The organism is Candidatus Binatia bacterium (assembly GCA_036382395.1).
Lineage (GTDB): Bacteria > Desulfobacterota > Binatia > HRBIN30 > HRBIN30 > JAGDMS01.
This window is the reverse complement of record DASVHW010000097.1, coordinates 1-11,760: the sequence shown is the minus strand read 5'-3', so window position 1 is coordinate 11,760 and position 11,760 is coordinate 1. Positions and strand designations below refer to the sequence as shown.

At 61.2% G+C, this 11,760-nt stretch carries 8 protein-coding genes; 6 read left to right on the top strand and 2 right to left on the bottom strand.

Annotated elements, in window-relative coordinates; all coding sequences use genetic code 11:
- Positions 1-447: 447 nt before the first annotated feature.
- The 4 genes from VF515_04630 (at position 448) to VF515_04615 (ending at position 8,661) form a co-directional block, all read left to right on the top strand.
- Complete coding sequence (locus VF515_04630) at positions 448-825, top strand: hypothetical protein (protein HEX7406921.1); 378 nt, start codon at positions 448-450, stop codon at positions 823-825.
- Positions 826-1,451: 626 nt separating this feature from the next.
- Positions 1,452-1,670 (top strand): helix-turn-helix transcriptional regulator, encoded by a 219-nt coding sequence (locus VF515_04625; protein HEX7406920.1) that lies wholly within the window; start codon positions 1,452-1,454, stop codon positions 1,668-1,670.
- A gap of 216 nt (positions 1,671-1,886) precedes the next feature.
- Entirely contained in the window at positions 1,887-3,860 is a 1,974-nt protein-coding gene (locus tag VF515_04620; GenBank protein ID HEX7406919.1) for a hypothetical protein, read from the top strand.
- Positions 3,781-8,661, top strand: a complete 4,881-nt coding sequence (locus VF515_04615; GenBank protein HEX7406918.1) for a choice-of-anchor Q domain-containing protein — start codon at positions 3,781-3,783, stop codon at positions 8,659-8,661. The genes VF515_04620 and VF515_04615 overlap by 80 nt, the downstream gene beginning before the upstream one ends.
- 727 nt (positions 8,662-9,388) lie before the next feature.
- Here VF515_04615 and VF515_04610 read toward each other — a convergent pair.
- Positions 9,389-9,607 carry a hypothetical protein gene (locus VF515_04610; protein HEX7406917.1) on the bottom strand — a complete coding sequence of 73 codons (219 nt, stop codon included), beginning with the start codon at positions 9,605-9,607 and terminating at the stop codon, positions 9,389-9,391.
- The gene (locus VF515_04605) at positions 9,591-9,950 is read right to left on the bottom strand and encodes a hypothetical protein (GenBank protein HEX7406916.1); all 360 of its coding nucleotides are present in this window, start codon (positions 9,948-9,950) and stop codon (positions 9,591-9,593) included. The genes VF515_04610 and VF515_04605 overlap by 17 nt, the downstream gene beginning before the upstream one ends.
- Before the next feature lie 93 nt (positions 9,951-10,043).
- On the opposite strand from VF515_04605, the gene VF515_04600 reads away from it, so the two are divergent.
- Positions 10,044-10,217: a hypothetical protein gene (locus tag VF515_04600; GenBank protein ID HEX7406915.1), complete on the top strand. Its 174-nt coding sequence runs from the start codon at positions 10,044-10,046 to the stop codon at positions 10,215-10,217.
- 406 nt (positions 10,218-10,623) lie between these two features.
- Positions 10,624-11,202: a hypothetical protein gene (locus tag VF515_04595; protein HEX7406914.1), complete on the top strand. Its 579-nt coding sequence runs from the start codon at positions 10,624-10,626 to the stop codon at positions 11,200-11,202.
- Positions 11,203-11,760 lie beyond the last annotated feature (558 nt).

Below are 11,760 nucleotides of genomic sequence, written 5' to 3'. Positions count from 1 at the left end.
GTACCCGGAGGGTCAACTCACGGTGGCGTATGGCGTGTATGGCGTGTTGCCGAGGACGGTATGCGCACCATGGGACGGCAGTTGAGCGAGCTGCGGCGCCTGACGTAGCCTTGCCTGGCATATTGCCTTGCCCTGTAGCGGCGCAGCATGCTGCGCCCCATAAGCGCTAAGTTGCAGATGAAGATGAACTGCGTTGCCCCAGGACCAGTGGCGGCAGGCCTCCGTGCCTGCCGCGGGGGATCCTCGCGAACGCCCAGCCACGGGTAGGCCAGCAGATCGGACCATCGTTTCCTCTGGATGCTGCATCCATGGTCGACTGTACCAGCCAACTGGCGACAGGCACAGAGGCCTGTCGCCACCAGACCTTAGAAGAAGGAGGTGTATCCAGTTCCGTCAGGAGGTTGCTCAGCACCTCAAAGCCCAGGGCATTAGAATGTGAGGATCTCCATGAAAGTGAAACGTATCAAAATTGGCATCGCCCCGCCGGGGCAGATTTTCAAAGAGGCTGGCGAGGTCATCGGCCACATTGAAGCCGGCAGAAAGATGAAACCTGAGACCGGTTGGGTCTATTTTCCTGACGTGCGCGAAGTCGGCAAAGTCCTCACCCCAAAGCGTCTGGAGATCCTGAAGTCGATTCATGACCATCAGCCGGAGTCGGTGCGAGCCTTAGCCGAACTCACGGGCCGTAATGTGAAGAACGTTGCCGATGATCTCGACCTGCTGGCCTCGCTCGGGCTGGTCGACATGGAGCCGCGCCGTGGACCGGGAACAAGGAAAGCCCCACGGGTCCGGTACGAAGCGCTGACGCTGGAAGTACATCTGTAACCAGGAGTGCCGGCTGGCGATCACCACTCTCCCTAGCCCGGATCATTCATGAACCACAGAGGCGCCCTCGATACGGAGCCCAGAAGATGGGCTCCTACTCGGGCCGAACGGGTTGTCTTTGAACGTACAGAGTGTTTCCCGTTCATGCCGAGTAGCCGCCTTCTTTCGGCGGCGTATCGAGGCACGTTTCCGCAAAGTCGTCTCGATGTTTGTGAATAGTCCGGGCTAGGCGAAGCCACGAGCCGGGTACGCACGACAGCCATCATGATCGCGCGGCGAGTTCTGCCAAAGTTGTCCTCAGCGGGTCATGTCTGGCCGGCCTGCGCGTTGGCTCTCGTTGTGCGAACCATAGGCGCTCCGCCATTTGCCAGGCGACAAACGCCCTCGTTTCTTCTGCGGAAGATCATAACAGGTGGTGACACATCACGCCGTGATTCCGTAAGATTACGGATAGACGGCGCCGCGGCGTTTGTGCTTTTGTTGGCAGGTGTGCGGGGGCTTTGATTTCCGCATCGGGAGCCTCGCAAAAGGGGAACAGCGCTTCAATTCTTGCAATTGACCACCAGACCGAAGTAATACTCATAGTCTCTAGACCCATAGGCTGTCTCTAGCGATGACTCTGGACCGTGAAGGCGGCCCAGCACAGGTTCGGCGAGCGGGTGCGGCAACTGCGCAAGGCTCGCGGATGGAGCCAGGAAAAACTTGCGGAACGAACGAACCGACACTGGACGTACATCGGCGGCGTCGAACGCGGCGAGCGCAATCCGACCCTGCGCGTCATCGCCGATATTGCCAAAGCCTTCGGCGTTCCGATCAGAGAACTGTTTCCGGAACGAGACGGCTGACAACGTAGCGCCTCACTCGTAAGGGACTGCGGATTGATCCAAGAACCAACAACGCCATTGCTTCCCCGACTCTCGGCTGACTGTCAGCAGTGCATTGCTGTCGCGGCAGTCGTAGGACGAGAGTTCCGTTTGGGTCTCTTGGCTCGCGCTATGGATGGGCGGCCAACACGGACCAGGCTGCTTGAACTACTCGATGAGGCACAGCGTGCGGGAGTTGTGGCGAGGGTTGAGGGCGATCCCGACGCGTTCCGATTTGCGGACGCGGCAACCTCGGACGCAGTCTATCGGCAGCTCGCCAACGCTGAGCGGGTTCGCTTTCACGGTGCCGCCGCACGGGCTATCGAAGAACTATACGCTGGCGCCTTGGAGCCGCACTTCACCCAACTGGCGCATCATTTCGCCCAAACCGGCGCGGCTGAGGATGCCACTCAGGCGATCGACTATGCCCTGCAAGCCGCCAGCCGATTCAGCGCACTCCATCAGCATGACGATGCAGTGGGCTCCTATGAGCTGGCCCGGACCGTCTTGCTGCGCTCGGCGCCGGACCCTGCGCTGCACTGCGAGCTACTGCTCGGCTTGGCGTCGGCACAACGACGCGCCGGGCGCAAACTGGAGGCGCGCGCGAATCTGGAGCAAGCGGCAGAGCTGGCGCGCCAGCTCGACGCGCCGGAGCTGCTTGCCCGGGTCGCACTCGGTTACAGTGACGCTCGGAGTTGGGGTGACACCGGCGTGGTCAACCACACTCTCATCAGCCTCTTGGAAGGCTCGCTCCAGAGCTTGCCCGCCAGTCAGCGCGGGCTGCGCGCACGCGTGCAGGCACGGCTCGCGGAGGAACTATATCACCTCCCGACTGACGAACGCCGCGCACCAATCCGCCAAGCTGTGGCTGTTGCCCGCCGCTCGCATGACCCGGCCGTGTTGGCTCAGGTGCTGTTGAGCCGCCGATTTGCACTGTGGACGCCGGAAAACATCGAGCAACGACGCGACGATGCCAGCGAAGCGGTAGCGCTCGCCCGCAAGGCTCATGATCTGGAACTCACGGCGCAGGCGATCGCGTGGCTCATCAGCGACTTGCTGGAGCTTGGCCTCGTTCGAGAGGCCGACCTACAAATTCAAGCGTTCGCCAAGCTCGTGGAGCAATTGAAGCAGCCGGCTCTCCGGTGCCACGAGCTCGTGATGCGGTCGATGCGAGCGGCAATGCTCGGCCGGTTCGACGATGCCGAGCGACTGGCCACGGAAGCGCTGCGCATCGGCGTGACGCTGCAGGATGCCGACGCCTTGCTGATCTACGGCGCTCAGCTCTTTGCGCTACGGCGGCTGCAGGGAAGATTGGGGGAGGTCGAGGCGGTCGCCAAAGAATTCACCGAGAGCATGCAGAACGTATGGCTGTGGCCGGTGGGCGTGGCGGCGATCTCGGCCGCGACAGGGAACGCAACCGACGCCCGTCACGAGTTCGATTACCTGGCGCGCAACGATTTCGCCGATCTGTTCCGCGACGCGCACTGGCTCACGGCAATCGCCTTGCTCGCGGAGGTGTGCGCAGCGCTAGGAAACGCAGCGCGCGCCTCGATCCTTTATGAGATGCTGGTGCCTTTTGCATCGCGGCACATCATCGCCATCCTGGGAATCGGTTCGGGAGGGTCCGCCTCCTACTACCTCGGCCTGTTGGCCTCGACCATGGGGCAGTGGTCGACAGCGGTCCGCCACTTCGAGGCGGCGCTCAAGATGAACAAGGACATGCAAGCGGTGCCGCATGTTGCTCAAACCGAGCACGCCTTCGCGGCCGCCTTGTTGGGAAGGAACCAGGGCACTGATGCACGGCGGGCAGCGAAGCTGCTGGCTTCTGCGATCGCCACCTACGAGCGGTTGGGGATGCAGGGCTATCTCGCGCAGGCCCGCGCCTTGGGCGATGGGAAGCCCGCGTCCTTGGTGATGCGATCCAAGGGTGGCGATGCCGACAGCGCACCCGGATTCCCAGTTCTTTTTCGTGACGGCGACGAATGGAGCATCACCTGGCAGCGAAAGACCATCAGGATGAAGCCTGTCCGTGGGCTGAGCGTCATCCGCGACGTGGTCAGCGCAGGTCACCGCACCGACGGCCTCCAACACGGTGCAGTTCCAGGTGCAGGCCGCGGAGGTCGCCCCGGTGATCAGCAGCATTACACCGAATCCGCTGCCATGGGTCTCTGATCCGCACACGATCACGATCAACGGGAGCAACTTTGTGCCCGGGTGCACGGTGACGCTGTGGGATGTGACCAACAGCCAGGGGCCATATCCGAAGGCGGTGACGTTCGTGAGCAGCAGCCAGATCAAGGTGACGGCCAACTTCACGAATCACACCGCGACGTGGTCGGCGCAGGTCACCGCGCCGACGGCCTCCAACACGGTCCAGTTCCAGGTGCAGGCGAGCGCGCCTCGATCGCCGTCAATCAGCAGCGTGACTCCAGCGACGCCAACAGGATCAGATAACCCGCAGCCGTTTAAGATTACTGGAAGCAATTTCGTCTCCGGAGCAACCGTGACGTTGCGTGACCTAACTACCGGCGGGCCGCCTTTAACGAATCAGTCGATTAGCTCGTTCAAAAGCACCGACATTGTCATCAATCCTACATTCACAACTGCGGCGCACAGCTGGAGCGCCGAAGTAGTCAATCCAGGGCCGGTGGGGTCCGGGCAGTTCCCGTTTACTGTCGCATCTCCCATTGGCGCGGTGAAGCCTTCGATCAGCGCAGTCAACCCGAGTCAGCCTGTGGGATCAAACAGTTCTCAGCCTTTCGCGATTACTGGTACCAACTTCGCATCGGACGCGACGGTTACCCTGCGTGATTTGAGCACTGGAGAAGCACCGTTGACCAATCGGCCCATTAGCTCAATCAGTCCGACTCAAATCGTCATTAATCCGACTTTCACGACTTTGGCGCACAACTGGAGTGTGGAAGTGATAAACCCGAGCGGAATCCCATCTGGTCAGTTCACTTTCAACGTCACCTGTTCCGCGGCCACCACAGATTTTTACCTGGCTTTCCCGCTTTCCAGTAAGCGCGGTCCTGCTGACAAGCTAATAAACTCGGTATTCGACCATCACATCCCGTCAAGTGCCCCGTATTATGGAATAGGTGCTCACGATCTCACCGTGACGGCATTTACTGGCGAGGAAGGGTTGGCTTCCATTGGAATCGAAAATCCCGACGATGAAATCGGAAAGATCTCATACGCAGGTGCGAAGCCTTTCTCGCTCAACGGTGCATACACCGGCTTGAACTTCTTAAGCTACGACGGCCATGCCGGAATTGATTTCAACGCTAGTGAGGGAACTCCAATCCGTGCTCCGGCTGAGGGTGAAGTGCTCGTCCAGCCAACATCGGATAATGATGTGTATGGCATGGGCGTTGGAAAATATAATCCGTTGGTAATCGATCATGGCAACGGTTATCGAACCTGGATTTTGCACGCGGAGAGGAATCAGCATTTTCACGCACCAGGACACGTTTGCAGAGGAGAGGTTGTCGCGTGGGTGGGGCACGAGGGCACCGGAGGCGGGGTAGGAACCGCTCACCTGCATTTTGAAGTCAGGAAAAACTTCAGTGGCACGTGGATCCCCGTCGATCCGTATGGCTGGCAGCCATTGGACCCGCAGAAACTCGATCCGTATACACGGGCACCAAACGAGAGCCCATTGTGGGGTAATGGATCGCCACAGAACTCCATCTCCGGTAAGGTTACTGACGCGACCGGCAATGCAATCAGTGGAGTGCCCATAGCGCTGACCGGAACGACCGTAAGCGGCGCAGGACCTGCCGTTGGCGCAGGGCGCCTCAATGGAGTTGCAGCTTCATCTGTCGCCTCGCCTCTGGCGTTTACCGTCACCGACGTTGATGGAAACTATTCATTTCCTTACCTGACCAGTGGGGGGGATTACACGGTTGCTATTTTGGAAAATAACTCCGTTTCCGAACCGCAAGAACAATCGATTTCCAATCTCAATGGTAGCCAAACAGCGGACTTTACAGCCGGCTCATCTGACATACCCATTGCTATTCTGACCTCTCCGCAGAGTCGGACGGTGGCATTGGGCGACAATGTCGCCCTTGGGGTAGATGCAAGTGGGCCAGCCCCATTAAGTTATCAGTGGCAATTCAATGGGATCGATATACCGGGTGAAACCGGCTCAATTTTGCTCTTGGATAACGTGCAGGTGAATCAACTAGGCGACTACGCTGCCGTCGTAGGTCACGCAGGCGAGTTTGTCACGAGTGCCACAGCGTCGCTCGCGCTAACTCCTGCGCTCCCCGACACACCAACGGCTACTCCGACGCTCTCGCCCACACCAACGTTCACGGCGACAACGACGCCGACGAACACACCTTCGCCGACCTTCACGCCCACGGCGACTGGAACGAGTACTCCGACTCAGACGCCGACCCCGACCCAAACCAACACCCCGACCAGTACCTCAATCAATACGTCCACCTCGACACCTACTTGGACGCTTAGCCCGACGAGCACATCTGCGAGCACTCCGACCCCGACGGCAACGCCGTCTGCCACACGCACGCCGACACCGACCGACACACCCACGCCTACAATTACCCCAACACCCCCTCCGACGGGGACGGCGACGTGCGCGCCCACGGGCACGCCCTATTGCAGGAACCAATGTCCACCGCCGTCCACAATCGCGCCTGGCTGTTCCGTTCCTGGGGGTGGCGGATGCATTCAAAATCCGCAGTGCGCATCCAACGAAGCCTGCGCGCCATTCCCCCCCAACAATGCCGACGGTTGCTGCTCGTGCGCGACCCTGACGCCCACGTCCACTCCGACCAAGATCTTCACAATCACACCGACGCCACAGTGCGTCGTTGGCACCGGCACGGCTGCGAGCTGCACCGAGTCAGCGCTGGATGCGTGCCTGCCAGGGGGCGCGAGTTTCGCCGGGACTGTGACCTTCAACTGCGGTGGCGCCGCCACGATTACCGTCACCAGCACCAAGGCCATTAGCGCCGATACCACCATTGACGGCGGGAGTCTGATCACGATCAGCGGCGGAAACAGCGTGGGCGTCTTCTCCGTGAACACTGGCGTCAAGTTCACGGTCCGGAACATGACCATCGCCAACGGCAACACAGCCAGCTTTGAGGGCGGCGGCGGCATCTACACCAGCGGCGGCACGCTGACGGTGACCAACAGCACCTTCTCCGACAACAGCGCGGCCGGCGGCGGCAGCGGCATCTCCAGTGACAACGGCGCGGTCACCGTCACGAACAGCACCTTCTCCGGCAATAGCTACGGCATCGGCATCGGCGCCAGCAGCAGCGGCCCGCTGACGGTCACCAACAGCACGTTCTTAGACAACAGCGGCGGCATCGCCACCACTGGCGCCACGCTGACTGTTGTTAACAACAGCACGTTCTCCGGCAATTATTACGGCGGGATCATTAACTTCGGGAGCATTGTCGTTCCCAACAGCGGCACGCTGACCGTTACCAACAGCACGTTCTCCGGCAATACCGGCGCCGGCATCGACAGCAGCAGCGGCACGGTCATCGTCACCAACAGCAGCTTCTCGGGCAATAGCAGCAGCGGCATCGCAAACTTCGGCACGCTGACGGTGACCAACAGCACCTTCTCCGGCAATAGCTCGGTCGGCGGCGGCGGCATCGATAGCTACGGGACGTTGACCGTCACCAACAGTACCTTCTTCGGCAATAGCTCGGGCATCGGCAATAGCGGCGGCCACGGCGGCGGCATCTACAGCGGATATGGCACGCTGACGGTCACGAACAGCACGTTCTCCGGCAATAGCGCGGTCTACAGTGGCGGCGGCATCTTCAACGACTCGGGCACGGGCACAGCCACCGTCACCAACACCATCGTCGCCAATAGCACCTCGGGCGGCAATTGCGACGGCGTCGTTATTGATGGCGGCCACAACATCGACGACGATGGTTCCTGCGGGTTTTCGGGAACTTCTCTCAGCAAGAGGAACCCAATGCTCGCGGGTTTGGCGAATAACGGCGGACCGACCCAAACCATCGCGATCCAAGCGGGCAGCCCGGCGATCAACGCCGGCAACGAAACCGTCTGCGCGGAACCGCCCGTGAACAAGCTCGACCAACGTGGCTACGTCCGGCCGGGTGATGGCGCCACAAGCTGCTCCATCGGCGCGTACGAGTACAACTCGGTCCCAGCCTCACCAACGACGTGCATCGGTGACTGCAACGGCGACGGGCAGGTCACCGTCGACGAGATCCTGACGATGGTGAACATCGCCCTCGGGAACACGGCGGTCACGATGTGCGAAGCCGGCTACGCTAACCAAGACGGCCAGATCACCGTCAATGAGATCCTTTCCGCGGTGAACAACGCCCTAGATGGGTGTCCTGATCAGGTGACGCCCACACCGGCCCACAGCATCAGCGGGGCGATTCGCTACTACAGCAACGGCGTATCCGTACCGGGCGTGACCGTTGAGCTGAAGGGGGCGACGACTCTCTCGACTCAGACGGATGCGAACGGCCAATTCGCCTTCGATGCCGTCTCGGCCGGGTCGTGGCAACTCCAGCCGGCCAAGATGGGCGGCGCCGAGGGGGCCATCGACATAAGCGATGCCGTTCGGGCGCTCCAATTCTCCGTTGGGCAGGGCACTCCCAATCCGGGACAACAGCTAAGCTGCGATGTGTCAGGGGACGGCACGATCACCGAGGATGATATGAATCTGATCGGCCAGTACACAGTAGGCTTACTCACGCGCTTCCCGGTCGCCGATGCCTGCGGTTCGGACTGGATCTTCGTTCCGGTTCCAAGCGCAGCAGTCAACCAGTCAGTAACTCAACCCCTGATTTTGGCAGGGACCTGCCAGCCAGGCAGCATCGCCTTCGACCCGATCTCGGCCACTGCCGCGAACCAGGATTTCGAGGCAATTCTGATTGGCGACTGCAATCTCAGCTGGCCAAGTGAGGGGTCGCCGACACCAGCGGCGGAGGGCTGAGGCTCCGACCGAGCTACAGGGCATCTAGCACTTGCGGCTGAAATGCATTGACGAGCGACGCCGCGCAGGGGTTATCACGGCCTTGTAGGGGCGATTCTTGAGGACGAAAAAGCTGCTCAAAGAAATGAGGGGAGTCTCGCATGACGTGGGGGTCTGAGCGCCGCCGCCGGGACCAATCGCGCGCAGTTGCACAGCGGCGCGTGGGAGGGCATATTGCCATCATGCATACGGCTGTTACCGGCGTCGTTCACGGCAGCACTGTAGCTCTCGATGAACCTGTACCTCCACTGGAGGGCCAGCGCGTGCGTGTGACGCTCGAGCCGCTCCCATCCGATGAATTGGAGCTGTCCGCTGAAGAGCAAAGCCGAATTCTTCGCGAGTGGGCAGAGCACGGACCGCATGGCCCGCTGGATGCCGACGACGCATGGCCCGACGAGAGCTGAGGCGGGGCGATATCCGCTGGTATCGTTTTTATTCGCCTGACAAACGCCGCCCGGTACTGGTTCTTGGACGCGACTCGCTGCTCCGCTCGGTGAGTGAACTCCCCGTCATTCCATTCTCAACACAGATCCGCGGACTCCCGTGGGAAGTGGTGCTGAACCCCAACGAAGGGCTCGGCGTTGCCTCCGTGCTTAAGCCGGAGTGGATCCGCTCCGTTACCGCACGAGATCTCGGTCCGTGGATCTGCAGCTTCCCAGCGCTCCGGTGGGAAGAAGTTCGGGTGGCCCTAGTGACTGTGCTCGGCCTGGATGCACCCATCGACCGCGAAGTGTAGCTCCGCGATGATTGGCGTGGTGTTCGAGCCTTCCTGAAAATGAAACGAGCCGCCAGGGGAATTCCGGAGCTTGAAGAGAAAGTTGGCTTCGTCGATCGGGTCGTTGTCGACGACGTGAAACGATGCAACCTTGGGAGAAGCGCGCAGCAGTGCCTCAAGCTGCGGCAGCATCTTGCAGGTCTGCTTCTACTGCTTGCCAGCGAGCGAGGAATCGTTCGGCCGCTTCCCACTCTTCGAGGTCGTCTTCCGCCTGTACGACCTGCGCCGCGGTGTCGAGACGGGCCAATGCGGCGATCTCCCCGCGCCCGCCGCAGAGCGCGCCGACCTGACCTGCAAACTGCTCCACTGATGTCTGGTAGAGGGAGCGGAAATGGGCTACTCGGTCGGCATAGCGTTGCATTTGGCGCTGCGCATAGTCCCGTGCCAGCATGCTCAGTGCCTCCGCCTCACTCTTGCAGATTCCATGCACGAGAAAGGGCGCAAGAATCTTCTCAACAGCGTCCTGCCCACTCACGCCGGTACCGTAACACGGCGTCCGCGCCCGGCCAAGAACGAGAAGTGACTGCGATCGCGGAGCCACCGCACCGTCGATGAGATTCTCGCGGCCGTGAACAATGCGTTGAACGGCTGCCCCGTTCACATCAGCGCGGCGATTCGCTACTACGACTACGACTACGGCCTACCGGTACCGGGCGTGGTTGTTGAGCTGAAGGGGACGACGACTCTCTCGGCTCGGACGGATGCGAACGGTCAATTCGCCTTCGATGCCGTCTCGGCCTGAGTATGGCAGATTCAGCAGGCCAAGATGAACGGCGGGCGGCGCTATTCTCCCGCAAGTTGCAGCGCTCGACGAACAACGTCGTCGCTGATCCAAAATTTGGCCTCCGTGCGCAGTTGCTCGAGTAACGGAGCGATCATCGAGACATCGTCCCGCCGCCTTGTCGCACCCATCCGCGAGGTGTAGACAGATGTCATGGGCAGGGGAACACGGTGGCCGCGAATACAGCCAGCTCCAGCGTGGTGCGATCGGTCGATCGAGGAACGTGCGCGTGCAATCGAGACGGCGTGTCGCGCAGCGTTGCAACTCCTCCACGGCGCTCCGGAGCGCGACGCACGCTTGAAGCGCATTGATCCCGTTCCGGCATCCACCCGCACGTTATTGCGCCGCCTGGCGGCGCAGCGACACCATGCCTGAGTCCTGGACCGCTGCCGAAGTTGCCCGGTCCGTCGCGGACACTCTCGAACGAGGTGGCCTGCCCTACGCCGTCGGGGGAGCGATTGCGCTCGGGTTTTACGCTGTGCCTCGGGCCACCGTCGATGTGGACGTAAACATCTTTGTGTCACCCGAGGCCGACTTGGCGCCGGCCCTGGCGGTACTCACCGACGCAGGTTTCGTCGCTGATGATGCGGCGAGCCTCCGTGCACACGCCTGCTCGGGCGGACAGTTCCGCGGCTCGGTCCACGGCCTGCGCGTGGACGTGTTCGTGCCGGCCATTCCCTATTACGCTGAGATCGCAGCGCGAAAGCGTCAAGTAAGCCTCCTGGGGCGTCCACTATGGATTCTCGGCCCGGAGGATCTTGTCGTCCTCAAGCTGATGTTCTTCCGACGCAAGGATCTCGCGGACGTTGAGGCGATCTTTCGCGATCAGGGCGTATCACTGGATCGCCATTTCGTGCGCCAGAAGCTGGTTGAACTCGTTGGCGAAAGCGACGAGCGGCTCGCGGCCCTTGACGCCATCGAGCACGACGTTGACGCACCAGCGTGAGGGCGGCCCCTCACCAGGATGCAAACTTACCGACAGGCCCTGGAGATCTGACGACGACAGAATAGGGTCTTGCATGCATGCATCGGTGAGAACTCGGCGCCGTTGGTGGAAAGAATATCGCAATGCAAGACCTTCGGCGTGCAAGGGGACGTTGCGTCAGATCGGACAGTGCGACTGACAAAAGGGATTGGAATGTCCGAATTGTCGCAACGTCCCCTCTTCTAGCATTGATCGGTGACTGCAATCTTAGCTGGCCGAGTGAGGGGTCGCCGACACCAGCGGCGGGAGGCTGAGAACAGCGGGGGCGCTGTGCGCCTGGAGGGTCTGCCGGACCTCTCCAACCATCCGAAGATATTCAATCATCACGGCTCGGCGTCACCTGCGCGCTTAGAGCGCCGCTTCGGAGGGCACAATGGTCCTCTCAAGGAAGAGGGACTATGCCCTGCGCCAATCGCCACCATCACGCCGCCGTCCGGCGGGCGCGGCGGCGAGTCGATCGCACCGTGGGTTTGATGAGCGATTCGGCTGGTATGTCGAGGCCGCGATGTAAGCGACGAA

Excerpts from the sequence above, each read along its gene's own strand:
- VF515_04630 (HEX7406921.1), top strand. The coding sequence starts at position 448 with ATGAAAGTGAAACGTATCAAAATTGGCATCGCCCCGCCGGGGCAGATT.
- VF515_04610 (HEX7406917.1), bottom strand. The coding sequence starts at position 9,607 with ATGCTGCCGCAGCTTGAGGCACTGCTGCGCGCTTCTCCCAAGGTTGCA.
- VF515_04595 (HEX7406914.1), top strand. The coding sequence starts at position 10,624 with ATGCCTGAGTCCTGGACCGCTGCCGAAGTTGCCCGGTCCGTCGCGGAC.